Genomic DNA, 26,946 nt, shown 5'->3' on the forward strand with positions numbered 1-26,946 from the left:
TCATTCTCCCCCTGGAGGATGTACATCGGAATGTTCTGATCTCTGGCGAGCAGCGGCCCGCTGTAGTTTCTGAAATCGAACCACCAATACGCGTTCGGCAGCGGAAAATGTTCCGGCAGATGCTCCTTCGAATAAACCGGGGTCCTTCAGCAGCGCGACGGCTTTTTCCCATGTGTCCACCTGCTTTTGCAGACGGGCCAGCTTCTCATCCGAAGCTCCCTCTTCTTCCGCCCGCCCTAATATTCCCCGGTACTGCATCAGCATCAGGTCCTCCAGCGGTCCGGATGGGGCGGACATCACAACCGCGCCGGCGATATGCTTGCCCATATCCGAAGCGATGATGCGCGGGACAAGCATCCCGCCTTGGCTGTGGCCGAGCACATAAATCTGCTGCGGATCGATCCTTGGATCGGCGGCCAGCAGGGCAGCGGCGCTGACGGCATCGTCAACCGTCTCCTCCTGGACGGTAAAGGACGGGGTGGCGGAACGAAGCGGGTATTCCCGCGTCCGCTTTTCGTAGCGGAGCACCGCAATCCCTTCGCCGGCCAGCCCCACCGCCAGGTCCCTGAACAGCTTGCCTCCGCCGGAAGACTCGTCCCGGTCATTGGGGCCGGAGCCGTGAACGAGCACAAGCGCGGGAACCTTCTCCTGAACGTTCCGGGGGAGCGTCAGCGTGCCCGGAAGGAGCAGAGGGCTCTGGCCGACCTGCACTTCTTCCTCCGTGTACTTTTCCGGATGGTCATAGGCGGGCGCCCGATAGCTGCTGGTCACATTTTCGATCCAGGCGATATCGTTCAGCAGCCCCTCCGGGCTGAACCGGAGCTCCATGCCGAACGTCTCTCCTTTTGGCGTCTGATAGACCAGGCGGGCGTTGCTGCGTACGGAATCCGTAAAGGCTTCGGCATGCAGCAGGCTCCAGTCGAGGCCGTACAATTTTTCCAGCCGTTCTTCGTACTTGGGAAGCGCTGAAGGCGGATAAGCAGCCGATAAGGACGCATCCATCATCCGTCCCGCCTCTTCCCATTTCCCATGGCGCAGCAGGGTCATCCAGTAGATCGCCCGCCCCTTCCAGTCATCCGGATCGAGGGACCAGCGATGGTCCGCCCAAGTTCCCCGGATGCCCAAAGCCCCGGTAAACGATTGGAGCGGCACGAGCAGCGCTCCTCCGCCGTCCGTCACCGCGGTACGCGCAAGTTCATACGGCGCTTGGTCCAATAAGGACTGCTTGCTGCCGGGCGTGATTTTCCAGCGGGTTTTGCCGAGCGAGACCTGAACCCGCTTGTCCGTCCCGTCCCATAGCACTTTGGCGCCAAGCGCCTCGGCCGCAATCCGGAGCGGGATCATGGTCTGCTCTCCCGCGGAGGCCGCCATCCCGTTTGGTAACGAACCTCCCGCCATTAGCCCGGCGGCAAGCACCAGACCCAATGCTTTTCTCCACATCCATCCGTCCCCCCATCATTCAACCCTTCAGCGCCGGGATAGCGCAAAACAGCCCCCCGGGTGGAGAGCTGTTTCGAAATCGGCCGATTGCCGGCCTAGAACATTTTAAATCCGCTTCTGCGAAGCTTCTGGATAGACCAGCCGCTGATGACCGCGCCTGCCAGTCCGGCTACCCCCGTTAAATAGTCGACTACGCGAAAAGACTCCAAGTGACTGAGCAGCGACATTTGGCTGCGGTCCCATAAAGAGTATACGACCACCGGTAAAATAACGATGACAAACAAATAGCAAGGGAACCAGGTCGTTTTCATTAACATATTCAAAATAAAGCCGATGCCGAACATCATGACAAAAAATAACACCATCAGCACGAGAACGGGTATAAATTGCATCTCAGCCAAGTCACCTCTTCTTTTCTTTCGCCCCGCTAAAACGGATACAAACAGGCCGTTCACAGTCTTGCCACGTTTTGTGGACTAGTAGTTAGTTTACTAAAAAAACGGTCACGAATCAACGAACAATCGGTGAATAGATTGTGACTTCATTTGCTCTTGCGCTTGCGGTTGAGCTACAATGAAGAAAAACGTCAACGACCCTGATACTCGGGTCCAGCAAGTAACCTTGGGATCCGCTTACAGGCAACTATTTATAGGAGTGATTCATAGATGAATGAAGCAGCATCAACTCTGGAGGGCTGGTACGCTCTCCACGATTTCCGTTCCATGAACTGGGCGGCATGGAAGGCCGCCGACGACGAAGATCGCGCCATGGCGCTGGACGAGCTCCAGGCGTTCCTGAACGAATGGTCCGAGGTGGAATCCAGCAAGCAGGGCAGCACAGCAGTGTACAGCATCATCGGGCAGAAGGCCGATTTTGTGTTCATGCACCTGCGCGAAACGCTTGAAGACCTGAACGCCATCGAGACTGCGTTTAACAAAACGCTGTTTGCGCAATATACAACGAAATCCTATTCCTACGTCAGCGTCGTCGAGCTCAGCAACTATCTTGCCGGTTCCGGCGAAGGCGACCCGATGGAAAATCCGCATGTCGTCGCCCGCCTGAAGCCGATCCTGCCGAAGACGAAGTACATCTGCTTCTACCCGATGAACAAAAAGCGTGATCAGGCCGACAACTGGTACATGCTTGACATGGACGACCGCCGCAACATGATGCGCAGCCACGGGCTGATCGGCCGCAGCTATGCAGGTAAAGTGAAGCAGATCATTACCGGCTCCATCGGATTCGACGATTGGGAATGGGGAGTGACCCTGTTCGCCGAGGACGCGCTTCAATTCAAGAAGCTGGTCTATGAAATGCGCTTTGATGAAGTCAGCGCCCGCTATGCAGAATTCGGCGGCTTCTTCGTAGGAGCGATTCTGACGCAGGAATCTTTTGAGGACATGCTGAAAATTTAAAATACTTTCATATATTAAAAAAGGTTTGCCCTGAGTAAATTCAGGGCAAACCTTTTTGCTGTTTCCTTAGTCCTCTTCCTGTTGTTCATCCTGCTGCGATTTCATCGACTCCAAAAATTCGGCGGTCGCCCGGTCGCGGTCCCTTCCCTTTTCCTTCAGCCTTTCAATGGCCGGCAGGATGAGGATGTCCACTTCCTTTTGGACCGTATACGACAGATCGTACCGGTTCTGGTCCTCGAGGAAGGATCCCACTTCCATCAAGGCGTTATAACGGTCCAGTTCGTCCCGGGTCAACAATGCGCGGACTTGAACACTGCAGTGCCTCATTACAGGAATTTTCCTTTCTTTAATACCAGCGGAATGCCGCCGATAATAAATAGGTAGCGCATATCCACGATCTTCTTCAATTGAGCTGCCCGCCAGCCCTTTATATGCTTATCGCCTACTACAGCGATACCTTCGCCTTTACCCAGGGAAGCGACGGTGCCCTTGTTGCTGAATTCAAACTTTTTCGACTGCTGGCCGCGGATTGCCGTGACGATGTTATGAGCGCAACACACGCCCTGCTGCATCGCGATCTGCGCCGTCGGCGGATACGGACGCCCTTCCGGATTCATAATCAGGGCGTTGTCCCCGATGACATAGATGTGGTCGCTACCAGGCGCCCGCAAGTACTCGTCAACCTTCACCCGGCCTCTTGCCGTTTCAAAGCCGGCCGCTTCAATCATATGATTGCCGCGGATTCCTCCGGTCCACACCACCGTAGCTGCCTTGATCTCTTCACCGGTCGCAAGCACTACGCCGTCCGGCTTGCATTCTTTGATGGCCACGCCGATTTTGAAGGTAACGCCTTTCTTGCGGAGCACTTCCATGGCATACTCCACGAGCTCCGGAGCAAAACCCGGCAGCGCCGTCGGCGCCGCCTCCACATTGTAGACATTCACAAGATTCGGATCGACATCGTATTCCTTGCACAGTGCCGGTATGCGGTCGGCCAGCTCGGCAACAAACTCAATGCCGCTGAAGCCCGCTCCCCCGACGACAAAATTGATTCTTTCCTGCGGACTGCGTTCATTTTTATACAGCGCGAACTGGTACTCGATATGCTTGCGGATCAGCCGCACCGAGTTGATGCTGCGGATCGTCATCGCATATTCGGCCATCCCCGGAATGCCGAAGGTTTCGGATTCCCCGCCGAGGGCAATGACCAGGAAATCGTAGGAGAGCGTCCCATCCTCCAGGATGACCTTCTTCTCATGCGGACGGATTTCCTGAACGGAGGATTTGACAAGATCGATCTTGAATTCGTCAATCAGCTTCGAAATCGGTACCCGTGTATTCTCGACGCTGTCCGTACCGGCAGCGGGCATATGCAAATGGGTCGTAATATAGTGGTAATCGTGACGGTTAACAAGCGTTACGTCCGCTTCATTATAATTCAATTCCTTTTGAAGGCGCTGTGCTGTCAGGATGCCGCCGTAACCCGCACCAAGGATTACTATCTTGGGAATGTTGCTCATCATCTTGCTCCTTCCAAAATGTCGGTCTCTATATATATTTGTGAACCATTACAAATGTTATTGTGAAATATTACACATTAGTTTGAACTTCAATGAATCTTTTTATCACAGGCAGCCTGTGCAAGAAAAAAAACAGCGGGAATACTACCAAAACCTGCCCGCACATAACTAAAATGATAGCCACTTTCCCATAAAAGATCAAGTATTATTTGGCCTTCCAAGAGAGCATCCATGCTGTTTTCATTTTCCTTTTCATTCCAGTTTTCAGTTGGGTTTACTCTCTTATTTCGGATGGAGAATTTGCAAAATAGGATGTAAACTTTTCAGCCGAAGCCCCGATGTATTATAATGAGATGGAATTTGAAGAATATACAGCGTGCTTAATTTCGCTAGCGTTCTTATTTATATTTGTTGGAGGTGCTTACACTAATGACATCGCAGCCGGCTGACATAACCGACCTGCTCATTATCGGAGGAGGTCCTGCAGGCATGTTCGCTTCTTTCTATTGCGGGATGCGCCAGGCATCAGTCACACTCATTGAAAGTATGCCCCAGCTTGGCGGGCAGCTTGCAGCCTTATATCCCGAGAAATACATTTATGACGTGGCCGGATTCCCTAAAGTAACGGCACAGGAGCTGGTCGACAATCTGCAAAAGCAGATGGACCTATTCCAGCCGAACGTACGACTGGAGGAAAAGGTTACTTCCCTCGTTAAGCAGGACGAGCGCCATTTTGTGGTGACGACCGACAAAGGCGAATACCACTCCAAAGCCGTCATTATTACGGCCGGGGTCGGAGCCTTTGAACCCCGCAGACTGGAGCTTGAAGACGCTAGGAAATTTGAGAAAACGAATCTGCACTACTTTGTGAATGACTTAAACCGCTTCAAGGGGAAAAAGGTGCTGATCAGCGGCGGCGGAGACTCCGCCGTAGACTGGGCGCTCATGCTGGAGCCGATCGCCGAGCAGGTCACGCTGATCCACCGCCGCGACAAGTTCCGTGCGCATGAGCACAGCGTCGAGAATTTGATGGCTTCCAAAGTTCAGGTCGTGACGCCGACGGAAATCACCGCCCTGCACGGGGAGGACACGATTACCAAGGTGACCTTGTCCCATGTGAAGACCAAAGAAACGCAGGAGATCGAAGTCGACGACGTCATCGTGAACTTTGGCTTCGTATCTTCCCTTGGCCCGATCTCCGATTGGGGCATTCAGATCGAGAGCAACTCCATCGTGGTAGATTCCCGCATGGAAACGAACATTCCCGGCGTATTCGCTGCCGGAGACATCACCACGTATCCGGGCAAACTGAAGCTTATCGCCGTAGGATTCGGCGAGGCGCCGACTGCGGTCAACAACGCGAAGGTATACATTGATCCGGAAGCTAAGCTGTCTCCCGGCCACAGCAGCAATATGAAACTCTAGCCCGAAGTAACGCGCAAATTGGCCACAAAAAAAGAGGGTATCCTGATCTGATCGTCATGAAATCATGATTCAGATAGGATACCCTCATTTTGTTGCGATGCTGCCAATCTGGAAAATAGATGTTACACCTCCACACCTTCCATAACTTCCACGTCATATGCGGCTTATAATACAACAGCATTTGTGGATGTGTACCGGGATGTGTCCTAATGAACTAAAATCTCTGATGAAGTCTCTAGATTCCTCTTGTGGATTTCGGCCAGGAGTAAAGCGATGAAATCATGATCCAGCATGAGTTCCACGGCCATATGATAAGAATCGAGCAGCAATTCATCCGACAACATAGCCATTATCTTCACATCCTTTCCTTAATTTTCCTCAAACCTATCATATCAAACATCGCATAAGAGAACAAGCGTTCGCTTTATCCACAACCTGTTGTGGAAATCCTGTGTATAATTTGTTAGCAAGTGTCGGAATACCAACAAAATTGCAGTGGATTTTGGGGATAAATGTTATACACAGGTGCTGTGCATACGACCCGGCTTTAAAATTTTTTTCCATTTTCATAGTCTTATATAATGATATTACCCCGCCTATAATCTCCCAAACATTGCCAGTTTGATTTATTGAGGGCGCGTATTTACTTCAAAAATCCAAATTCTCCCGCTGTTGTCCAGGCCGTAGTCAAAGCCGAGCTCGCCGATGCCGGGATAACGCCGCTCCAGAATTGCTGTACAGCGCCGGGTAAGGGATCGCATCTCTTTAAGCTTTGCTTTGGAAGAAATCTGCGGCAGGGAACGGCTCAGGCCAACGCGGCCTTTCAGCAAATAACCGCCCTTGCACAGATTGGTTACGAATAGTCCGCTGCGCGCGACCCGTCCCACCATTGCGGTAATGACCCAACGATCGTCCACTTTGACGTATTTGACACGGTAATCGATCGGACGCCCATCGACTTGGGCCAATTTAATCCCCTGCTGAATTAAATAGGTCCTTCTCACCTTTAGCTTCCGAAAACCGCTGTACATGCCGGAGAAGCTGTCAAAATAATAGGTTTGAGAGAAGCGGGTTATACTATAACCGCTGCCGGTACGGGATATTTTCATGACACCGTAACCGCCTCCGCCGACGACCGGTTTTACGACGACAAAGTCATACATCTCCAGCATTTGCTGGAGATTCTCCCGGCTCATAGACCGGGTCTGCGGAATATATGGGGCAACATCCGGATCCGTCAGCAGCGCTTCGGTCTTCAGCCATTTGCTTGCCAGCTGTCTTCCCCCCATGTTGTCGCCTCCTTTCTATGCTCCTATGTTATTAGCATACTCGTATCTACAGGTTCCCTCCTGTATGTTTGTGCATAGAAAAGGATAAACGTGTAAAAACGGGGGATAGCGGAGCCTTGGCGTGCCTGTCTAAATCGGATATAATGAAATGAAGTGTGTAAATTTGGAATATCCTGCGAAGGAGGATAACAGCTGTGGCTCAATTTTTCGGGGTATTATACTGGGTCGGCATGATCGGCATGTCCCTTGCTCTGGTCGTGACAACCGTTTTAATCTTTGCTTTGGGCTTTAAATTTCTGAAAGACAGACGCAAAGGGCTCGGCACCTGCTGCATCGCCTTTTCTATCGTGGCGGCGGCCATGCTCGTCATGATGGTGAACAAAACGTTTATCGTTCCCGGGCTCTCCTAACGAACAAAAAAGGCTCACAACCTGCTTCTGGACGAAGAAGGTGTGAGCCTTTTGTCTTATTCATCCGCAGTGCGTGCCCGTTAGCACTCCTCCGGAGCCGGTTTGCCTGCATCGAGCGCTGTACGGAACGAAGCGCCGCATCCGCAGGTCGCCGTAGCGTTCGGATTGTTCATGGTGAAACCGCCGCTCATGCCGGACTCCTCAAAGTCGATTTCCAGCCCGTCAATCAGGCGGAGGCTTTCTTTATCCACGACCACCTTCAGGTCGTTAACGTCCATGTATACATCGTCTTCGGTTTCGGCATCGTCGAAGCCCATGGCGTAAGAAAATCCGCTGCATCCGCCGGCCTGTACCCCAAGACGGAGGAACATCCCCGGAATTTCCTGTTCGGCGAGCATTTCTTTCAGCTTATCGGAAGCGGAATCGCTAATGTTGATCATAGGTAACCCTCCTTGGTTAACTGATGTGAATTTATTCATTGCAGGGCTTCAGCAGCGCACCTGAAAGGCGGCCGAGCAAAAGTCCCGCTCTGTGAGTACATTGCACTTACCTTTAGTATACTCCACAACGTTGTTCCCCTCAAGAGAGGTTCCGCCCGGCAACATCCCCTCCTTCCCCATTATGTACCAGAAAGGCTGACGGAACGGCGTATTCGCGCCTCCAAAAGGGATAATCCGGCGTGATCCGGAGGATTTATGCCCTCATTTGCCTCTCCGCGGATCGTTTAAGAAGGGCATGATTACCGGCCCTTCGCATGCTGATTCTACATAACTGTATTGCGGACCCCGGATAGGCGGTTTATAATAGGTGGGTAATGAGGGAGCAAGTGTCGGTAATTTGTCATGGAAAAGACAACGGTCTGTCACTCTGGGTTGTAACTTTTTTCACATAAAAAAAGTCTATCGATTCATTCACAGAAGACAGGCCGCGCTTGGCGGATGTTTGTCTTGCGATTATAGAATCCTTCGGCTTCGTTGAAAAATGTATACATTCTATAATCTAAAAAAGGCGGCCCCCTACTTTTTCTTTACCGGCCAAAAGCCTCTCCGGAGTGCTTACCAAAGCGTCTGGCCTTACGGCTTGGATGATCCGCTGAATACATATCCTCTGCGGTACATGGAAGACGCTGACCGATAAAATTGGCAAATCGACTGGACGGGTTGAACGCCGGACTCCTTCCAGGCGCTGCGGGTTGACTCTTGCGTCCTGCAAAGGGCGTGTCTTCCGCACGACCAAAATGCGAACAGGAGGAATGGAAATGTCCACTATTGTAACATCGAACACCGAAAGACGCATGCAGGAAATCATTGAGAAGGTCCGCCAGGGTGAGCGGCTGAACCTCGAGGATGGAGTATTTCTGTATGAAACCGATGATCTGCTGACGCTGGGGCAGCTGGCGAACGAAGCCAACCTGCGCAAGAACGGCAAAAAAGTATATTTCATCGAAAACATGAGCCTGTACTTTACCAATGTCTGCGAGGCGCACTGCGCGTTCTGCAACTTCCGCAAAGACCTTGGTGATGAAGGCTCCTATACGTATTCCGGTCCTGAAATGGTCGAATACATTGAGCAGCACATTCATCCGGGCGTCCGGGAATTCCATATCGTTGGCGGACATAACCCGCACGTGCCTTTCCAATACTATGTGGATTCCCTGCAGGCGCTGACCGACCGCTTCCCGGACGTAACGCTTAAAGCCTATACAGCGGCCGAAATCGACTTCTTCACCCGCATCAGCGGCCTCAGCATCAAGGAAGTGCTGCAGGAGCTGCAAAAAGCGGGACTGAAATCGCTGACCGGCGGCGGTGCGGAAATTTTGTCCGACCAATACCGCAAAAAAATGCGGGTGGAAAAGGCTAACGTCGAGCAATACCTCGAGGTGCACCGGACGGCGCATAACCTGGGCATGAAGACGCATACTACCATGCTGTACGGATCGATCGAGTCCCATGAAGATCGGATCCGCCACATGATGCAGATTCGCGACCTTCAGGACGAAACGAACGGATTTATGGTATTTATTCCTCTTTCCATGCAGCCAAGAAATAAAAATGCCGGCATCATGCGCCGTAACTCCGCCTACGAGGATCTGAAGACCATTGCCATCAGCCGTCTGATGCTGGACAACATCGACCACGTGAAGGCTTACTTCATTAATATCGGGCCGCAGCTGACCCAGGTTGCGCTGAGCTTCGGCGCATCCGACGTCCATGGCACCATCCTTAAGGAACGCATCAGTCACGCCGCAGGCGCGCTCACTCCGGAAGGCCTCACCCGCGATGAGCTGATCTGGCTAGTCAAAGGCGCCGGACGCATTCCTGTGGAACGCGACACGTTTTATAATGAAATAAAAGTTTATGAATAAGTAAGAGGAATTTTATACCTTTCCTCAAAGCCGACGTATGAGAAAGGAAAGACGGACATATGAGAAAATTCGTCATCCTGGGTGGAGGTTACGGAGGCCTTGCATTGATTCAAGGTCTCCTGAACAACCACTTCCCCCAAGATATGGAGCTGATTTTGATTGACCGCATGCCTTTCCAAGGCATTAAAACCGAGTATTACGCGCTTGCGGCAGGGACGGCAAGCGACTATGATCTGCGCATCCAGTTTCCGAACCATCCCCAGCTCACGAAAAAATACGGCGAAGTCACATCCATCGATCTGGAAGGCAAGCGGGTACACCTCGAAGGCGACGATCCGATCGAATACGACTACCTGACGATCGCCCTGGGCTGTACCGACCGTTATCACGGCATACCTGGCGCGGATCAATTCACGAACAGCATCCAGACGTTCTCAAGCACGCGCCAAACCTATCAGCGCTTGAATGATGTCAAGCCGTACGGAAACGTACATATTATCGGCGGCGGCCTCAGCGGCGTTGAAACGGCTGCGGAGCTGCGGGAGAGCCGTCCGGATCTTAACATCACGATTCTGGACCGGGGCAGCCGGGTGCTCTCCTCCTTCCCGCAGACGGTTTCCTTGTACGTGGAGCAGTGGTTCATGGATCATGAAGTGAATACGCGCTCCCACATATCCGTGTGCCGGGTGGAAGACGGTATCGTCTATAACGGGGATGAAGCAATCTACACCGACGCCGCGGTTTGGACGGGCGGCATTCAGCCTGTGAAGGTCGTTCAGGATTTGAACGTGCCGAAGGATCCGGGGGGCCGGGTCGTGGTCAACACGTATTCCCAAATCCCGGATTACCCGGAAGTGTATGTTGTGGGGGACTGCGCCAGCATTCCGTTCGCTCCCAGCGCCCAGGCGGCAGGAGCTCAGGCCAAGCAAGTGGCCGACGTGATTCATGCGCTCTGGAAAGGAGAGACGCCGAAAATCCACAAGATCCACCTTCGTGGAACCCTGGGATCGCTTGGCAGCAAGGCAGGCTTTGGCCTAATGGGGAAAACTTCGGTAAAAGGAAGAGTACCCCGCCTGTTAAAAAGCGGGGTACTCTGGAAGTCCAGACGCCATTTCGGCTAATCCAGCTCGAGGCTGTCCCAAGCCTCGAGTTCTTTTATTTTGGCCATAATGGCCTCATACAGCTCATCAGCGCTGTCAGCATCTATAATCTCACCGTTCACCATGGCGAAGGGCATCATGGCGCATTGGCCGCAATTGCTCAGGCATCCGTATTCGATAACGTCGTAATCCGGATTCTCCTCCAGCTTCTCCATGACTTCATCGGTTCCGAAATGCATGTTGTTGGTGCAAAACTCGATGATGGGTCTCAATGATATCACCTGCTTTAGGTATTGATTCTTAGGTAGGCCTTATCTTAGTTTACCGGGTGAAGCAGATAATATCAACGGTCTTGTCCGATGCAGCATATATAGCCATTTTATTTTGTCTCGGTTTGTAATATAATAAGAATTACAGGAAAGGAGTTGAAATCAATGAGCGAAAACGCACAGAGCACCATGTATGATGATGTAGCAGAAGTGCTTGATAAGCTTCGCCCGTTCCTTCAACGCGATGGCGGCGACGTCGAATTGGTTGACGTGGAAGACGGCATCGTGAAGTTGAAACTGATGGGTGCCTGCGGCAGCTGCCCAAGCTCCACCATTACATTGAAAGCCGGGATCGAACGCGCCCTCGTTGAGGAAGTTGAAGGAATCAACGACGTTATTCAAGTATTCTAATCCCATTCAATAGCAAGAAGAGACCTGACTTCATCGAAGACGGGTCTCTTCTTTTTTTGTGGCGTGGGACGCCGTCTCTGGCAGTCACATCCCGTGATCTGCCGGACCAATCCAGGGACGGATCGGATCCAGCCCGCCGGAGATGTCCATAATGTTGCCGGTGATAAAGTCGGAAGCGTCGCGGCACAAGTACTCGATCACGCGCGCGATATCCTCGCCGCTGCCGGGTCTGCCCCGCGGCGTCTCCCCGTCCTGCAACCCGGCGACCTCGGCAATGGTCTTCTCTTTGTTATTCCCGCGGATGTCCCCGGGACACACCATATTCACCGTAATGCCGTACGGGGCCTCCTCGACCGCCAGCGTCTTCGTAAAAGAAACCAGTCCGGTCTTGGCGGCGGCGTACACCGCCCGGTGCGGCCACGCTCTCGATTCCGCCGCATGGCCGAAGCCGAAGTGGATGATTCTTCCCCAGCGCTTAGTCCGCATCGCAGGCAGCACCAAATGGTCCAGCAGCACCGTGCCGACCAGATTGCCCTGGATGAGCGACAAAATTTCCGTCTGGGTATAATCGGAGAACCGTTTACGCTCGCGGATAAAAGGTCCCGCGTTGTTCACGACGATGTCCGGACTGCCGAGCTCCGATTCGACGCGAGCCACCAAGTGCTCCAGTTGGCCCGTGTCGGAGACATCGGCTTGAACCGCAATGCTGCGCACGCCCAATCCCTCGATGACCGCCCGCAGTTCCTCCGCTTCGCGGCGGCTGTGGACATAGTTAAGCGCAACGTCGCAGCCGGATCGTGCCAGCGTAAGAGCCGTCATTTTGCCAAGTCCCTTGGCACTGCCCGTGATCAGGGCAACCTTTCCCCTCAAAATGCCACCCTCCTTTCTGCTATCCGAACTTCCCATCCTTTGATCCATTCGATGACACATCATTCCTATTAAAAATATAATGGTGTATGTATGTACAAACCTAACGCAAGAACATTGATCCTGTATAGTATAAAAGATTTCATTGCACCGCCGCAACTTGGAAACCCAGTACAGCCGGGCCGCGAGGAAAAGCGAGCCAAATAAAAAATGTTTGCCCGACGCAGATGCAAATAAAAAAGCCGCAGGGGATGAACCCCTTGCGGCTGTGCTGCGCCATTGCGCAGGCTTTAGAATGCCGGGATAACGGCACCTTTATACGTGTCTTCGATGAACTTCTTCACGTCGTCGGAAGTCAGGGCAGCAGCCAGCTTCTTGATGGCGTCGGAGTCTTTGTTGTCCGGACGGGCCACCAGAATGTTGACATAAGGGCTGTCTTTGCCTTCGATGAAGAGTGCGTCTTTCGTTGGATCAAGGCTGGCCTCCAGCGCGTAGTTGGTGTTGATAACGGCCAGGTCGAATTCGCTCAGCTGACGCGGCAGCATTGCAGCATCGACTTCCTTGATTTTCAGGTTTTTCGGATTGGCGGTAATGTCCTTCACCGTAGATTCCACTTTGTTCGGATCTTTCAAAGTAATCAAGCCTTGTTTGGCCAGCAGGCTGAGCGCGCGTCCGCCGTTTGTCGCATCGTTCGGAATGCCGACAGTTGCGCCGTCCGGAATTTCGTCAGCGCTTTTTACCTTCTTGGAATAAGCACCAAGCGGCTCCAGGTGAACGCCTACGACCGGAACAAGGTCCATCTTGCGCTGTTTGTTTTCATTGTCGAGGTAAGGCTGATGCTGGAAAAAGTTAGCGTCGAGCTGTTTCTGGAACGTCTGCACGTTCGGCTGCACATAATCGGAAAACTCTTTAATGACGAGCTTCACGCCCTCTTTTTCAAGCGCAGGCTGGATATGCTTCAAAATTTCGGCATGAGGCTTCGCCGTCGCGCCAACCGTCAGTGTAACCGTTTCGGCTGCAGCCGGTTTGTCCGTCGATTCGCCCGCAGCATCGCTGCTGCTGTTATTCGGCTTGCTGCCGCACGCGGCGAGTACGACAACCAGGGCCAGGGTCATAAAAGAAACGAGCCATTTTTTCATTGGATAAATCCCCCTTAAATTCATAAGAATAATATGATTTATATTAGAAAGGCAGTGCTTTGATGTTACCTGCCTTGCCTTTCCAGGTCAAATCCGGTGATCCGGATGCATGACTGTGAGCCAAACACGTTGTACACCTTACTTTCTGGTAAAGTGACGCACCAGCCGGTCGCCCGCCATTTGCAGCAGCTGCACCAGCACGATCATGAAGATGACGGAAATAATCATGACGGTCGTTTCATAGCGGTAATAACCGTAGCGGATGGCCAAATCGCCGAGACCGCCTCCGCCAACCATCCCCGACATCGCCGTATAGGATACGAGTGTCACGACCGTAATCGTAATTCCGGCCAGCAGGCCCGGTCTTGCTTCGGGCAGCAGTACCCGCGTGATGACCTGCCAGGTCGAAGCGCCCATCGAATGCGCCGCCTCGATTACGCCGCGGTCCACTTCGCGCAGCGATGTTTCCACAAGTCTGGCGAAGAACGGCGCAGCGCCGATCACCAGCGGCGGAATCGTCCCCAGCACCCCGAAGGTGACGCCGACAATCGCTTTCGTGACTGGGATCAGGGCGACGATCAGGATGATAAACGGGACCGAACGGAGGATGTTCACGATAAAGGAAATGACCGCATAGACGGCACGCACCCAGCCCGTCGTCGAGCGCGATGCCATAAACAGCACGACGCCGATCGGAAGACCGAGGATAAAGGTGAACACCGCGGAAGCCCCGAGCATTTTCAACGTATCCAGGGTGGCTACGCCGATCTCGTTCCAGTCAACCGAGGAAAAATCCAAACCCCACATCAGTTCATCACCTCCACGTCAAGCCCTTGCTCGCTCAGCTTCGCGAGCGTCGCATCGATCTGATCCCGTCCGCCCTCAAAGCGGACGATCAGCTGCCCGTACGGGGTATCTTTAATGGTGGAAATGGTGCCCTGCAGGATGGCGAAATCCGCCCCCGTCTCGCGCACGGTCCGGGACAGGATGGACTCGTACGTTTTGCTGCCGAGAAACGTAATTTTCACAGCCTGCGCCGAACCCGTTCCGGAAGCCTGGGCAGCCAGCTCAAGCGGTTCGCCCTGGCTCTGCTCCCCGCGGACAAAATCTTTGGTCACCGGGTGCTGCGGCTTCAGGAATACGTCCGTGACCGCTCCCTCTTCAACGATGCCGCCTTGATGGATCACGGCCACCCGGTCGCATATGCTCTGGATGACGTGCATCTCATGGGTGATCAGGACGATCGTCAGATTAAACCTCTGGTTAATGTCCAGCAGAAGCTTCAGAATCGAATCCGTCGTCTGCGGATCGAGCGCCGAAGTCGCTTCGTCGCACAGCAGCACCTGCGGATCGCTGGCCAGCGCGCGGGCGATGCCCACCCTCTGCTTCTGGCCTCCCGACAACTGGGCCGGATATTTATTGCGGTGGGCTTCCAGCCCGACCAGCGCAATCAGCTCGTTAACCTTGGCCTCCACCTCCGCCTTGCCCTTACGGGCTAACCGGAGCGGAAAGGCGATGTTGTCATACACCGTCGCCGAGCTAAGCAGATTGAAATGTTGAAAAATCATCCCGATCTTCCGCCGTTCGTTCTGCAGCCGCTGCTTGCTCAGACCCGTCAGGTTAACGCCGCCTACCCATACCTCTCCGGAGGTCGGGCGTTCCAGCAGGTTCATGCACCGGATCAAGGTGCTCTTCCCTGCGCCCGAGTGGCCGATCACGCCGAAAATTTCTCCTTTATTAATGCTGAGGTTCAGCCCGGACAAAGCCTCCGTCGCCTTTGCCCCTTGGCCGTACCTTTTAGTCAGCTGCTTCAGTTCGATCAACCGAAGGGCCCCCTCTCTTCCCCCTATCCTACCCGAATAGAGTTCGCATAATCTATCTAAATGACCAGTCTATTCTATCGAATCCAGGCAAAATAAAAAGCCCCTCTGACAGAATCAGAAAAGGGGCTCCCTTATTTGTAAAAGTCGCTGCCTTCTCATCTGCCAACCTGCAGCTCAAGCTGCAGCTTGTAGGAATTAGCACCATGACATTCGAGTAACGGCGGATGCCGTGCTCAAATCGGTTGCCGGGCTTCATCGGGCCTGTCCCTCCGCCTCTCTCGATAAGAAAAGATTATGAAATTAATGATGACGTGTTTTCATTTTTACAGTATAGATATATTTGCCCACTTTGTCAAAAGGAAATTTGTTGTATCCCTTTATGGATGCATGCCTTCCTTTTTCCACAGCTTGTTGGCGTAATGAAAGGATGCCGAGAGCGACTTGCATACCATGTCCAGCCCTTGCTTCAGCTCGCTCAAATGCTGGTCCAGATCCTCCAGCTCGACCTTATCCTTAAGACCTTGGTGCCGCTGCCACAAGTCATCCTGCATCTCGGAGTTCATGTAATGAACCTCCGCATTGCGCCGTTTGCGCAGCACGTTCAGGGTGCTCTTGTATTCGTCCTTGATCTTCGACAGCTGCCCGGCCAGGCCTTCATGGGTTTTCATGTAGTGAAACTGCCGGAGCACCGTAAAATAGGAAAAATGCGGTTTGGTCTTCTGCGTGTTCAGATCAAACAGGTCATTGAGCACCGTACCGAGCTTGTCCAGAACGGAAAACACGCGGATAAACCCGTTTTTATAGAAGTATACGTACCTGGCGTACTCGGCCTGCTCCTCAATCGTCATGTCATCCACATAACCGGCCTTGACCGATTGACGGAAAAAGGAAGCGGCATACCAGCTCTGCTCCAATTCATCCAGGGAAGACACCAAACCGCGTGTCCATATCTCCAGTTTGCGGTAATCATGGCTGGGATCCTCATTCTTTTCGATCTCGTTCTGGAGCAAATGGATCGTCTCCACCATCGTTTCGATGGCATCTTCGAGCAGCCCGTTATTTTGGCGGGGCATCTCTCCAAGCAGCGTTCGCAGCATCGGCATTCTCTCCCTGATCAGTATTTACGCAAAATAACTGTTCCAGCGTTCATTCACCTTCTTGACGATATCCTCCCGCGGAATCAGTTCGTCCGGATACCCGGTTTTCATGCGTGCATCCACTACAATCGGCAGTCGGTACGACAGATGGTGATTCCGCACTTCGGCACCCGCATAGATGTCCGTGGCCGGGTTGAAGCGTGTAAACACCGTCCACAGGAAGGACGTCTGGTCGGCTGCCGTCTGACGGGCATCGTCCACCAGAAGGACGAGCGGCCATTCGGTTCCCTTCTCCTGCAGCCGCTGCAGCAGGCGCTCCGGCAGCTCCGGCTCGTCCTCGTACCCTGCGCCTGAGAGAAGGAGGCATCCTCCGCAGTAAGGAACAATCTGCTCAATCTCCGCGATCGGCCCCCCCTCATAAGCGCGCGGCAGCTCGCGAACCGGCTCCCCGATCCCCATCAGCACGGCTTTGCTGCCGTGGTTCAGCTTGCGTCCGGTGTAATCGAGCGTATCGTGGGATGTCTTATTAAATATAAACAGATCGACGGCCGGGTTAAACCGCGCAAGCACCGTTTCCAGCAGCTCGCTGGCGTTCTCGAGATCGACCGGCTGGTCGGTCAGGATCAGGAATTTGGTCAGGGACAGCTGACCTTCACCCAGCATCCGGAAGGCGGATACGAGCGCTTCGCGGGAGTAACTGACGCGGACTATAGCCGAAGCAAGGGCATGGAATCCCGTCTCGGCATACGTCCACAGCGACTTGATCGAAGGCATGACGAGCGGGAAGGCCGGCGACAGCAGACGCTGCAGAAATTCGCCCATGAAATAGTCCTCCTGCCGCGGCTTGCCTACGATCGTCGCCGGATAAATGGCGTCCTTGCGGTGCCACATATGGTTGACGTGAAAGACCGGAAAGTCATGCATCAGGGAGTAATACCCGTAATGGTCCCCGAACGGACCTTCCGGACGCCGTTCGAACGGTGGGACGAGGCCGCTGATCGCAAACTCCGCTTCCGCCGGAATCCGGTGCCCGCCGAGCGGATTTTCCACCATCGGCAGCTTTTCGCCGAGAATCATGGACGTGAGCAACAGCTCGGGCAGCATTTCCGGGCCCGGTGCAATCGCCGACGCGATCAGGGCCGGCGGTCCGCCGAGGAACGTCGTCATGCGCAGCGCTTCGCCGCGCTGCTCGGCTTCGTGGTAATGGAAGCCGCCGCCCTTATGGATCTGCCAGTGAATACCGGTCGTCTGGTTGTCATAAATCTGCATGCGGTACATGCCCAGATTGTGGTCCTTGGGCCGCGATGGGCTCTCCGTATAAACGAGGGGCAGCGTAATGAACGGGCCGCCGTCTTCCTGCCAGCTTGTGACCCGTGGCAGGTCCTTCAGCGGCTGGTCGCTGCGGGAGACGCCGAGCACAGGAGCATCGCCCATCGGAACGGTTTTCATGCCTACCTTTAGAATGTCCTTGATCAGGCCGCGTTCATTCCACAGCGCCGACAGCGTCGGCGGTAGCATCGTATCGAGCGCACCCACCAGGGACTTCATCAGCTCCTCCGGACGCGGTCCGAACGCCATGTCTACGCGCCGGCTGGTACCGAACAAATTCGTAGCCACGGGAAACGGAGTCCCCTGTACATTCGTAAACAGCAGCGCCGGCCCCTGTTCGTCGATGACCCGGCGGTGGATCTCCGCCAGCTCCAGGTACGGATCCACGGGAGCTTCGATCACTTTCAGGTCATTTTCCTTGCGCAAGGCTTCGAGCCATTGGCGTAAATTTTGATAGCTCACACGATCATTCCTCTCCAGAATAAGCCAAAAAATAATAAATAAACTTACAAACAAAGCCCTCGAATCACTTCGCGGACTTTGGATGTGCAGCGGTATTCAGTTCATCGTTTGCCGCCCTGCGGCTCAAAGCCGATTCCCCGGGCGGCCGAAGCGGACTTCGGCTGCTGAAGCGTCGCCCTTCCGGTCTGCCAGACACGGACGCTCAAATAACAGAGCACGCCGAACAGAGACGAAATCAGCAGATTGTGCAGCAGCGCGGAAAAGATGTAAACCTCCGGCTTGTTCAGGGTCGACACGATCGCCGCCCCGCTGAACACCTGCATCAGGCACAGCGTTACCGCGGCGATGCCCAGGCCCTGCAGCTCCCGGTTCCCCCGGTTCAGCCGGTAGCCGCAGACGGCCAGTACGGCGATCGCGATCAGCAGCAGCAGTGCCGCGATCCGGTGGACAAACGCGATAGTCACCCCTCCGGACAGCTCGGGAATGAACTTCCCGTTGCACAGCGGCCATCCCAGGCAGCCTCCCGCCGAGTTGGTGTGGCTGACATATGCTCCGATATAAACGACGATATAGGAGTAGATGGTCACGGCCCATGTATAGCCGCGGAAGGTCGCGCTGACGCGCGATGTACCGCCGGACGGGTACGAAGCCTCGCCCAGTTTGTCCATCCTGCGGGCGCCTAAGGCCAGCATCAGCGAGCTGGCAAACGCGATCAGCGAGAAACCGAAGTGGAAGGCAAGCACGGCCGAGGACTGGTCATATACGACAGCCATTGCCCCCATGACAGCCTGAACCAATACGAAAATAAGGGTCAACACCGAATACGTGCGCAGGTCGCGCCGCTTCTTGGCGAACAGATGGAAGGCGACCACCACCGCGACCGCTGTAAGCCCTGCCAGCCCGCTGACCAGCCGGTGCGAATATTCAATTAATGAGGCGATGGTATGCGCCGGAACGAACTCACCGTGACACAGCGGCCATTCATGCCCGCATCCGAGTCCGGAATCGGTCTTGGTGACCACGGTTCCGCCGAACGTCGCAAAAAACATCACGACAAACGTTAAATAACTGAGCCATTTCAATTGTCTGGTATTCAAAATTCTCTCACCTGCTGCTCATAATAAAAACTTTACCACTGAAGACAGGTACCTCAATATTTTACCAATCTCATCTATTATACCTGATTCCTTGACATACATCACGGCCACTTTGTGACAAAATGTCGGAGAAATGTCGGAGAAATGAAACAGCCCCACGAAGTGGGGCTTTTGCTTCGCTGCTGGTTCGGCCAAATGGTGGTGAAACCCGAATACCTTCAGTTCCGTACAGCCATGCCATGAAGCTGCTCTCTAAAGAGAAAAGCACCGCCTCAAATGCCTCTGTGCGGCAAGAGCGGTGCGAATTAGCTTATTTATGAATCGTTCTGTATACGTCCAGCGCCGTATTCAGGAATCCCTCGATTTCTTCGCGAGATTTGCGAAGCTTGTTTACCAGCCGCACCAGCTCCCGGCCGTCCGAAAAGGCCACAAAGCTTGGTATGCCCAAAATGTTCAGCTCCTGGCTGAGGTCGCCGACTTGATCCACGTCCACTTCGACAAGCGTCAGATCGTTCGAAAATTTCGTTTCCACGTCCGGCATAAACGGGTCCATAAATTTGCAGTCCGAGCACCAATCCGCTTTAAATACGGCTACGGTCAGTCTCGGAGACTGGATTGCGACTTGAAATTCGGCTTGAGAAGTAATTTTTTGCATGGATATCCGCCCTTTCTATCCCATATCTTGTCCAATTCTTGTCCATTTCTTCTCTTAGTGAATCAAAATACCGAGTGGAAGTCAAATTTTTTAGCCATACTGATAGTAATGTGAGGTTTACAAGAAAGGAGGATGCGTTCATGCCGGTAACATCTGCGCAGCGCACCCTTGTACCCGCCTGGATCCGGATCATGTCGGCCCTGCCGAAGACGGCCGCCGAGGTCGCCCGCGGCAAAGCCGCCGGCTGGAAAGCCTCCCGGCAGCTGACCCGGCGCCGCCGGCCGCTCGATTGGAAGGAGACGTCCGCCCAGAGTATCCGCGACCAGCTGGACCGGATGGCCGGCGACATCGGCCGGATGCGGGAAATGCGCCACCATCCGGCTTATCCCCGGGATACGGCTGCCCGCTCCCGGGAAGAGCAGGACATTCTTCATACGATCCGGACCCGCACCCGGGAGGCGAACCGCAGCAACATTACGCGGACGAAGGCCTATTACGATTGCTACCGGGAGTATCCAGAGCTCCATTGGTCCTTTTTGGCCCACATGGTGTCGCGGAACGCCGGCTGGAATATGAGCGACCTGAAGGGCGGACTCATGTCTGATCTGATGGAGCCTTCCGCCCGGGAAGACCTGTACCGGATGCTGGAGCGGTGCAACGCGCTCATTTTTCAGGACGCCTACCCCCAGCTTCTGCTGTACAGTCACAGCCGGCGCCTTGGACGGAGCCTGTTTCACCTGCTCCCGAGCTTTGGCGTGTCGGCGTTCATGAGCCCCTTCTGGGACCGCTTCTGGATTGAACGGGACAGCGCCCTGCTTGCCGTCGGGCTGATCATCAATGAACAAAACTATATTGAGGGCCGCGTCGTGCAGAACGGTTATTATCAAAGCCGGGTCCTCCGTAAAAAGGCATTTTCCATGCACAGCAAATTTCAGATGAATCAAGTCGTCTTCCCGATGCTGCCGCATATCCCGGAGCTCGAAGCCGACGTGTTCCATACCCCTGAAGAAAAGTCCCGGATCCGCGAGTCAGCCGGCTACGCCGCCGATTCCATGGTCGGACTCATTCTGGAGCAGTTCTCCAGCCTGAACGAGAGGATTGCCTTCGGCAAAGCGCTTTACGCCACTCTGTTCGGTTACGAGGATGTATTGTCCGGCGTGCACTCGTTCGCCTCAGTCGTCGAGCATCGCGGTTCACGGAGCGAATATTGGCCGCAGCTGTTTACCCATGACAAGAAAAACGCGCTGAACTCCCCTCTGGAAAGTGTCGAGCTGATGAAGCAGGAATGGCTCCCCGGCGGCCGGCGCCTGTACAGCCCGCTCCTGCACGACGTGTGGCATGACCTGTACAGCGAACCGATCCCGCGTTATGACTGGTTCAAAAACGAGGATGCGATTCATTACGTAAGCCGGCCGAGACGGCCCTTTATGATCGAAATGACGCATGCCCACCGGAACGCGCTGCAAAAAACAGCCCTCACGCACGATGTCGGGAGGGCTGTGACTTCAACGTATTAGCTTGTCTATAAACTGATGCGGCACGGACCGTATTAACCCCGTTCCTGCGATTTCAACCGGGACGGCTGCAGGCGCATCAGCGGTCGCAGCGCCTTCTGCAGGATACGCGGATAGCTGGACAGCTCCTGCTGGCGCAGCACGCCGAGCATGACCAGCAGTGCCAGATACAGCACCACGACCACGACGCCGACCACCAGGCAGGTGATCAGGAACGCCAGCCTGTCCGGCAAAATGTGGACGAGCTGATCCCCCGCGGCGTTAAGCCCGTATCCAACGGCGCCGGTGACGATCACGGTAATGAGAAAGCCACGCCAGCGTTTCCCCAGAATGGAGAACGGCACGATTTTTTTCATAACGCGCAGGTTCAGCCACGTAATGACGAGGAAGCAGAGTCCCGTCGCGGCGATGATGCCGTAAATGCCAAGCCATGGAGCGAGAATAAGGCTTCCAAGGAGCTTGATGATGATGCCCATCATCACGCTGATGACCGTCAGGTACGCTTTGCCGACACCCAGCAGGATCGAGTTGGTCGTCATCATCGTAATCTGGAAGATCGTGCCGAACGTCAGCAGCATGATCAGTCCGCTGCCGTCCAAGCTGCTGAACAGCAGGCCGTTGATGGAATACGACGCCACGCATAGGGCGATGACGATTGGCATGCCGGTCAGGATCGAAATGCGCAGAGCAAGCGTGATCTGCTGCTTCAGATGCGCTTCGTCCTTCCGGGCGAAGGCGGCCGAAATGACCGGAATCAGCGAGGTGCTGAGCGCGATGGCCAGAATCGGCGGAATGCCGGCTACGCTTTGTGCGCGCTGTCCGAGAATCCCGAGCAGCTGCGTCGCTTTCGCTTCGCCGATCCGGCCGATCAGGAGCGGATTGACGATCGACGAGTCGATAAAGTTGACCACCGGCACGGTCATCGATGACAGCACGATCGGAATCGAGATCGTAAAAATATCCTTGTAAATCTGTCCCATCGGCAGATGCGAATCCGGACCGGCTTCCAGCATCAGCGCCCGGTCCTGCTTGCGAATCTTGACGGTGTAATACAGCATGACGGCAAACGCGCCGATGCTGCCGAGCACGCCCCCAAAAGAAGCGCCGGCCGCCACCCAGCTGTCCTCATATCCGCTTTTCAGCAGAATGTAAGCCAGCAGGATCGCAGTGCCGACCCGGGCGAACTGCTCGACGATTTGCGAGATGCCGCCCGCGGTCATGTTGCCGCGGCCCTGGAAGTATCCGCGCATCATCGCGATCGCCGGAAACAGCAGCAGCGCCGGCGCCAGCGCGCGGATGGCGAGCGACGCTTCCGGCACTTTGGAAACGTAGGTCGCATAATACGGTGCGAGCACGTACAGCAGAATGGTGATGATGACGCCCGCCGCCGCGGCGAAAATAAGCGCTGCATGGTACACGCGCTGCGCTTCCGCCGGCTTCTTCAGCGCATAACGCTCGGATACCATTTTGCTCAGCGTACTCGGAATGCCTGCCGTTGCCACGGTCAGCAGCAGCAAATAGACGTTGTTCGAAATCGTAAACGAGGCCTTGCCTATGTCATTAAACAGGTGATCCAGCGGAACCCGCTGCACCAGTCCGAGCACGCGCGCCACCAGCGCGGCGGCAGCCAAAATGAGCGTGCCTCTAATAAATGATTCTTTCTTCGCCAAACCCTATTCCCCTTCTTTCCCCAGCAAGCACAACCCCGGACGGGTGACCGCCCATGCGTTATCTTCTCATTAGAAAAACACGATCCATACGAAAAATACGATGATCATGACGATTTGCAGGATCACTTTCATCACCATACTGCTGAACAGGCCCACAAGCGTCCCGAAGCCCACTTTCACCGCTTTTGACGGCGACGATCCGTTGATGAGCTCTCCCACAAACGCGCCTACAAACGGTCCGATCACAAGTCCGAAGGCCGGAATGACGAACGGCCCGATGATAGCCCCGATGGTGCTTAGTATGACCGACAGCCTGGAGCCGCCGAATTTCTTCGTTCCCCAGGCGCCGACGGCATAATCGGCTACGAACAGCACCACGATGATGAGGCCCTGGATGATCCAGAACCAGGTGTTGAAATGGGAAAACGTAAAAAACCAGCCATACACAAAAAAGGCAAAAAAGATAGCCAGCGCCCCCGGCAGTATCGGGTATACGGCGCCGGCCAAGCCGATTGCGAACAGCGCAATGACCAAAATCCAGCCAAGCACAGCCATCGCCTATGCTCACTCCTCGTCAAAAATGAATTTTTGGATAACCTCAGCGATTCCGTCATCGTTGTTGCTTGACGTAATATAATCGGCTGTATCTTTCACGACCTGCTGCGCGTTGCCCATAGCTACGCCGAGCCCGGCCTGCTGGATCGCTGCCAGATCGTTCATGCTGTCTCCGACCGCAATGACTTCAGACATCGTCAGGCCCAGCAGCTTGCACACTTCCGCAATGCCCGCAGCCTTGTTCACGCCTTCCGGGTTGATCTCCAGATTAAACGGCGAGGAGTTGGTGATTTCAAGGCCGCCCATATCCTGCAGCTTCATGAGTATACGGTGTCTCGCTTCGTCATCCTCTGTATGGTAGCCGAATTTGAGCCATTCCTTGCCTTCAACCTCATCCGTCCAATGATCCTTATTGTACAGCTGCTCAACGGAATAGGCCCAGTACCAGCAGTCCTCTTCCACCGCGATATCGTGCATCGCCTTCACCAGCTCCACATCCATCAATGAGCGAAGGTGAAGCTCATGCGGGGCACGCCATACTTCGCTGCCGTTTACCGTAATCATGGGCGTGGTCAGCCCGAGCTCTTCCCCATAAGGCAGGGCGCTCATAAATGCCCGTCCTGTTGACAGGCACACATGCACGCCGTGCTTCGATGCCTTGCGGATCCACTGCGCCGTTTCCTTCGAAATGTTCTGCTCATCGGTCAGCAGCGTTCCGTCCATATCCAGTGCGAGTAACTTGTATTTCGTACTCATGCCGTTTCCCCCTGTCCTTGTTCCAGCGCTTTTCTTTCCGTTTTGACACAGACATACGGACATTTTACCACAAGGACCGGGACCTCACAAAAAGGATTTGCGGCGGCACTTATATTGCTTGACAGGCCTTACATTAAAAAAGCAGGCAGCCGGGGAAAGTCCCGTGTCACTGCCTGCCTAGATCAGCCAGTTTACCGCAAGCACCGATGGAATCCACGGCCTTACTGGCACTGCCTGACTTTTATTATGGGTTGCTTTGACCGTCGGTCGTCTCTTTCTTACCTTTCGGAACGCCGTCCAGTCCGTACACCTCATCGTACGCGTCGAAAATTTTGCGCGCGATCGGCGCGGCGCTCTGCGAGCCGAAGCCCCCTTCCGGGATCATGACTGCAATGGCCAGAACCGGATTTTCCTTCGGAGCAAAAGCGATAAACACCCCGTTATCGATCAGCTTGCCGCCGACGCTCTGGGTCGATGTCCCCGTCTTCCGGGCAAAGCTGTAAGGGAAGCCTTCAAAGGAGGAAACGTCACTCTTCATCCCGCGCTTGATTTCATCCCAGTACGACTGGCTGAAATTGACGGTGTTCAGCACTTCCGGCTTGAACGTTTTAAGGATGTTGCCTTTGTCGTCGGTGATCTTGCTGACGAGCTGCGGCTTCAGCCGCTTGCCTTCGTTAGCCAGCATGGCGGCGTATTGGGCGAGCTGAAGCGTCGTGTATTTCCCCTGCTGCCCGAAGGAAGCATAGGCCATGGCCGCCTGGGCTGAACCAGCTGCTTTTACATCCATATACTCCTTGCGGCCTTCCCATTCACCTGGCAGACCACTGCCCGTGCTGACCCCGAGGCCAAACGAAGTCATGTAGCTGTCCCATACTTGGATGGCTTTGGAGCCGTATTTTTCATACAGCTTTTTTCCGATTTCGTCGACCATAAACGCGTTGGACGACTTCTCGATCGCACGCGCCGGGTCCATCCCGCCGTACACGTGGCCTTGGGAGTTCTGTACGCGGGTCTGGTGGCCTTCTTTACCGAAGTATGCCGCACCCGTATCGTTGTAGTAGGTGTTTGTTCGAATCAAGCCTTCCTTCAGTCCGATCAGGACGCTAAGCGGCTTCATCGTGGAACCGAGCAGCACGACCGATTCCGGATGGCTGCCGGATTTACCCGGATTAAAGGAACGGATCGTGCCGTTCTGGTAAATGTTCTGGATTTTATCCCAGTTCTCCGGCGAGATGCTGCCCGACTGCCACACGTTCGTATCGTAGTCCGGCATGCTGGCCATGGCGACGATGTTGCCCGTCTTCACTTCCATCGCGACGGCGAATCCCGTCGTGGCGTTCGGATGCAGCTTGCCCGAAACCGGATGCGAGTGGAGCCAGCTCAGCTGGTCGGTAATGGCCTGCTCCGTCTGCAGCTGAATCTCCTTGTTGATCGTGCTGTAGATGTTATGCCCTTTCTCAGGAGGCACGATATCCTCCACGCCCTCCGGCATGTTGCGGGGATCGATCGGCACCTTCTTGTATCCGTTCTTGCCGCGCAGATCGTCCTGATACATCAGCTCCAGGCCGTCGTAACCGACAAACTCGGGCTCGGTGTAAATCAGGCCCGGATCGGTCTGTGCATCGCCGCTGCGCTGTTGCTCGTCGATCGTCTTGTACTTGGTCAAGCTTTTGGATCCCTTAAAGGTCCGGATGTACCCGATCGTCTGCACCGCCACGGTGTCGGGGTCATAATGCCGGATGCTTTCCTCTTCGATCGCGATACCCGGGAAATCGGACTTATGCTCCGAGAAGTAGGCGATTTCCTTGTTTGACAAATCCATCTTGATCCGGCGCGGTGAATAACCCGAATATTTCTTGTAATCCAGATCCATTGCATCTATGATATCCTGCTTGGTCATTTTCTCGCCGTTCGGATCGCCGTATTTATTGAACACTTCCAGCAGATCCTCCGCCATCTTTTCGGCTTCCGGACGGTTCTTCTTCCCATTCTTCTCGCTGTAATCCTTCATCAAGGTAAGATACAGCGACTGGGTCGGCGTGGAATAGGCCAGCTTCACGCCCGAAGCGTCGTAAATTGTTCCCCGGACCGGAGGCAGCGGCACATCCTTGACGATGTTGCTGGACTCCTTCTCCGTCAGCGTCGGCCCCTCCACAAACTGCAGAATGGCGAGCCGGATAATGATGACACAGAAAATAATAAACGTACTGAAAAAGAACAGGTTAATCCGCAGGTTAAAGCTGTTTTTCCCTTTCTTCGGACCTTCCTGCGCATGGTCCGTCGTATAGTCGCTCACCAGCATTCCTCCTTCCTGTCTGACGTATGTAAAACGACCTTT

At 54.4% G+C, this 26,946-nt stretch carries 28 protein-coding genes and 1 riboswitch; of the genes, 7 read left to right on the forward strand and 21 right to left on the reverse strand.

Annotation, left to right across the window (positions count from 1 at the left end):
- Both ABIE48_RS23885 and ABIE48_RS23890 read right to left on the reverse strand, forming a co-directional pair.
- Window positions 1-1,440, reverse strand: coding sequence for an alpha/beta hydrolase family protein (locus tag ABIE48_RS23885; RefSeq protein WP_354519774.1), 1,440 nt, complete (start codon window positions 1,438-1,440; stop codon window positions 1-3).
- Window positions 1,441-1,535: 95 nt separating this feature from the next.
- Window positions 1,536-1,832 (reverse strand): YuiB family protein, encoded by a 297-nt coding sequence (locus ABIE48_RS23890; protein ID WP_076174042.1) that lies wholly within the window; start codon window positions 1,830-1,832, stop codon window positions 1,536-1,538.
- A 273-nt stretch (window positions 1,833-2,105) separates the two neighbouring features.
- Here ABIE48_RS23890 and hemQ point away from each other — a divergent pair, with 273 nt between their 5' ends.
- A complete protein-coding gene (gene hemQ, locus ABIE48_RS23895; RefSeq protein WP_105445085.1) occupies window positions 2,106-2,855 on the forward strand; it encodes a hydrogen peroxide-dependent heme synthase in 750 nt (249 codons plus the stop codon).
- A 66-nt stretch (window positions 2,856-2,921) separates the two neighbouring features.
- Here hemQ and ABIE48_RS23900 read toward each other — a convergent pair whose 3' ends face one another.
- From ABIE48_RS23900 to ABIE48_RS23910, 3 genes are all read right to left on the reverse strand, one after another.
- The gene (locus tag ABIE48_RS23900) at window positions 2,922-3,182 is read right to left on the reverse strand and encodes a hypothetical protein (RefSeq protein ID WP_116234121.1); all 261 of its coding nucleotides are present in this window, start codon (window positions 3,180-3,182) and stop codon (window positions 2,922-2,924) included.
- On the reverse strand, window positions 3,182-4,375 hold the full coding sequence (locus ABIE48_RS23905) for an NAD(P)/FAD-dependent oxidoreductase (protein ID WP_192717331.1): 1,194 nt from the start codon (window positions 4,373-4,375) through the stop codon (window positions 3,182-3,184). Before ABIE48_RS23905 ends, ABIE48_RS23900 begins: the two co-directional genes overlap by 1 nt.
- A gap of 89 nt (window positions 4,376-4,464) precedes the next feature.
- Window positions 4,465-4,608 (reverse strand): hypothetical protein, encoded by a 144-nt coding sequence (locus ABIE48_RS23910; protein WP_186320357.1) that lies wholly within the window; start codon window positions 4,606-4,608, stop codon window positions 4,465-4,467.
- Between the two features lie 196 nt (window positions 4,609-4,804).
- On the opposite strand from ABIE48_RS23910, the gene ABIE48_RS23915 reads away from it, so the two are divergent.
- Window positions 4,805-5,800, forward strand: a complete 996-nt coding sequence (locus tag ABIE48_RS23915) for an NAD(P)/FAD-dependent oxidoreductase (protein ID WP_076173725.1) — start codon at window positions 4,805-4,807, stop codon at window positions 5,798-5,800.
- A 206-nt stretch (window positions 5,801-6,006) separates the two neighbouring features.
- On the opposite strand, the gene sda is transcribed toward ABIE48_RS23915, so the two are convergent.
- A complete protein-coding gene (gene sda, locus ABIE48_RS23920) occupies window positions 6,007-6,150 on the reverse strand; it encodes a sporulation histidine kinase inhibitor Sda (RefSeq protein WP_145029330.1) in 144 nt (47 codons plus the stop codon).
- A gap of 276 nt (window positions 6,151-6,426) precedes the next feature.
- On the reverse strand, window positions 6,427-7,089 hold the full coding sequence (locus ABIE48_RS23925) for a YheC/YheD family protein (RefSeq protein ID WP_145029332.1): 663 nt from the start codon (window positions 7,087-7,089) through the stop codon (window positions 6,427-6,429).
- 194 nt (window positions 7,090-7,283) lie between these two features.
- On the opposite strand from ABIE48_RS23925, the gene ABIE48_RS23930 reads away from it, so the two are divergent.
- Window positions 7,284-7,499 (forward strand): hypothetical protein, encoded by a 216-nt coding sequence (locus ABIE48_RS23930; protein WP_076173723.1) that lies wholly within the window; start codon window positions 7,284-7,286, stop codon window positions 7,497-7,499.
- 80 nt (window positions 7,500-7,579) lie between these two features.
- On the opposite strand, the gene ABIE48_RS23935 is transcribed toward ABIE48_RS23930, so the two are convergent.
- A complete protein-coding gene (locus tag ABIE48_RS23935) occupies window positions 7,580-7,939 on the reverse strand; it encodes a HesB/IscA family protein (RefSeq protein WP_076173722.1) in 360 nt (119 codons plus the stop codon).
- Window positions 7,940-8,757: 818 nt separating this feature from the next.
- Between ABIE48_RS23935 and mqnE the strand changes: the two genes are divergently transcribed.
- Window positions 8,758-9,864 carry an aminofutalosine synthase MqnE gene (gene mqnE / locus ABIE48_RS23940; RefSeq protein WP_076173721.1) on the forward strand — a complete coding sequence of 369 codons (1,107 nt, stop codon included), beginning with the start codon at window positions 8,758-8,760 and terminating at the stop codon, window positions 9,862-9,864.
- A gap of 59 nt (window positions 9,865-9,923) precedes the next feature.
- On the forward strand, window positions 9,924-10,985 hold the full coding sequence (locus tag ABIE48_RS23945; RefSeq protein ID WP_105445080.1) for an NAD(P)/FAD-dependent oxidoreductase: 1,062 nt from the start codon (window positions 9,924-9,926) through the stop codon (window positions 10,983-10,985).
- On the opposite strand, the gene ABIE48_RS23950 is transcribed toward ABIE48_RS23945, so the two are convergent.
- Window positions 10,982-11,236 (reverse strand): YuzB family protein, encoded by a 255-nt coding sequence (locus ABIE48_RS23950; RefSeq protein WP_076173719.1) that lies wholly within the window; start codon window positions 11,234-11,236, stop codon window positions 10,982-10,984. The two genes, ABIE48_RS23945 and ABIE48_RS23950, sit on opposite strands and share 4 nt — an antisense overlap.
- Before the next feature lie 162 nt (window positions 11,237-11,398).
- Here ABIE48_RS23950 and ABIE48_RS23955 point away from each other — a divergent pair, with 162 nt between their 5' ends.
- Window positions 11,399-11,644, forward strand: a complete 246-nt coding sequence (locus tag ABIE48_RS23955; protein ID WP_094599257.1) for a NifU family protein — start codon at window positions 11,399-11,401, stop codon at window positions 11,642-11,644.
- Window positions 11,645-11,728: 84 nt separating this feature from the next.
- Here ABIE48_RS23955 and ABIE48_RS23960 read toward each other — a convergent pair whose 3' ends face one another.
- The 8 genes from ABIE48_RS23960 to ABIE48_RS23995 all read right to left on the reverse strand — a co-directional run bounded on the left by ABIE48_RS23960 (window position 11,729) and on the right by ABIE48_RS23995 (window position 20,113).
- Complete coding sequence (locus ABIE48_RS23960; protein WP_145029334.1) at window positions 11,729-12,514, reverse strand: SDR family oxidoreductase; 786 nt, start codon at window positions 12,512-12,514, stop codon at window positions 11,729-11,731.
- 287 nt (window positions 12,515-12,801) lie between these two features.
- Complete coding sequence (locus tag ABIE48_RS23965) at window positions 12,802-13,650, reverse strand: MetQ/NlpA family ABC transporter substrate-binding protein (RefSeq protein ID WP_145029336.1); 849 nt, start codon at window positions 13,648-13,650, stop codon at window positions 12,802-12,804.
- A 138-nt stretch (window positions 13,651-13,788) separates the two neighbouring features.
- A complete protein-coding gene (locus ABIE48_RS23970; protein ID WP_116234114.1) occupies window positions 13,789-14,457 on the reverse strand; it encodes a methionine ABC transporter permease in 669 nt (222 codons plus the stop codon).
- Entirely contained in the window at window positions 14,457-15,473 is a 1,017-nt protein-coding gene (locus tag ABIE48_RS23975) for a methionine ABC transporter ATP-binding protein (protein WP_116234113.1), read from the reverse strand. The genes ABIE48_RS23970 and ABIE48_RS23975 overlap by 1 nt, the downstream gene beginning before the upstream one ends.
- A gap of 152 nt (window positions 15,474-15,625) precedes the next feature.
- A riboswitch (SAM riboswitch) is annotated at window positions 15,626-15,761 on the reverse strand.
- A gap of 89 nt (window positions 15,762-15,850) precedes the next feature.
- Window positions 15,851-16,570 (reverse strand): Cthe_2314 family HEPN domain-containing protein, encoded by a 720-nt coding sequence (locus tag ABIE48_RS23980; protein ID WP_192717332.1) that lies wholly within the window; start codon window positions 16,568-16,570, stop codon window positions 15,851-15,853.
- A 24-nt stretch (window positions 16,571-16,594) separates the two neighbouring features.
- A complete protein-coding gene (locus ABIE48_RS23985; protein WP_192717333.1) occupies window positions 16,595-18,361 on the reverse strand; it encodes a UbiD family decarboxylase in 1,767 nt (588 codons plus the stop codon).
- A gap of 101 nt (window positions 18,362-18,462) precedes the next feature.
- On the reverse strand, window positions 18,463-19,458 hold the full coding sequence (locus tag ABIE48_RS23990; protein ID WP_145029342.1) for a COX15/CtaA family protein: 996 nt from the start codon (window positions 19,456-19,458) through the stop codon (window positions 18,463-18,465).
- A gap of 310 nt (window positions 19,459-19,768) precedes the next feature.
- Complete coding sequence (locus tag ABIE48_RS23995) at window positions 19,769-20,113, reverse strand: thioredoxin family protein (protein ID WP_076173701.1); 345 nt, start codon at window positions 20,111-20,113, stop codon at window positions 19,769-19,771.
- A 140-nt stretch (window positions 20,114-20,253) separates the two neighbouring features.
- Between ABIE48_RS23995 and ABIE48_RS24000 the strand changes: the two genes are divergently transcribed.
- On the forward strand, window positions 20,254-21,630 hold the full coding sequence (locus tag ABIE48_RS24000; RefSeq protein ID WP_145029344.1) for a DUF2515 family protein: 1,377 nt from the start codon (window positions 20,254-20,256) through the stop codon (window positions 21,628-21,630).
- 32 nt (window positions 21,631-21,662) lie between these two features.
- Here the strand turns inward: ABIE48_RS24000 and ABIE48_RS24005 are convergent, their stop codons facing one another.
- The 4 genes from ABIE48_RS24005 to ABIE48_RS24020 form a co-directional block, all read right to left on the reverse strand.
- Complete coding sequence (locus ABIE48_RS24005) at window positions 21,663-23,297, reverse strand: putative polysaccharide biosynthesis protein (protein ID WP_105445073.1); 1,635 nt, start codon at window positions 23,295-23,297, stop codon at window positions 21,663-21,665.
- A gap of 69 nt (window positions 23,298-23,366) precedes the next feature.
- On the reverse strand, window positions 23,367-23,852 hold the full coding sequence (locus tag ABIE48_RS24010; RefSeq protein ID WP_076173695.1) for a DUF456 domain-containing protein: 486 nt from the start codon (window positions 23,850-23,852) through the stop codon (window positions 23,367-23,369).
- A gap of 9 nt (window positions 23,853-23,861) precedes the next feature.
- Window positions 23,862-24,608, reverse strand: a complete 747-nt coding sequence (locus ABIE48_RS24015) for a Cof-type HAD-IIB family hydrolase (protein ID WP_145029346.1) — start codon at window positions 24,606-24,608, stop codon at window positions 23,862-23,864.
- A 244-nt stretch (window positions 24,609-24,852) separates the two neighbouring features.
- Window positions 24,853-26,904, reverse strand: a complete 2,052-nt coding sequence (locus ABIE48_RS24020) for a peptidoglycan D,D-transpeptidase FtsI family protein (protein ID WP_260869564.1) — start codon at window positions 26,902-26,904, stop codon at window positions 24,853-24,855.
- Window positions 26,905-26,946: the final 42 nt, after the last annotated feature.

Origin of the sequence: Paenibacillus sp. OAE614, assembly GCF_040546645.1 — a bacterium.
GTDB lineage: Bacteria > Bacillota > Bacilli > Paenibacillales > Paenibacillaceae > Paenibacillus_AQ > Paenibacillus_AQ favisporus.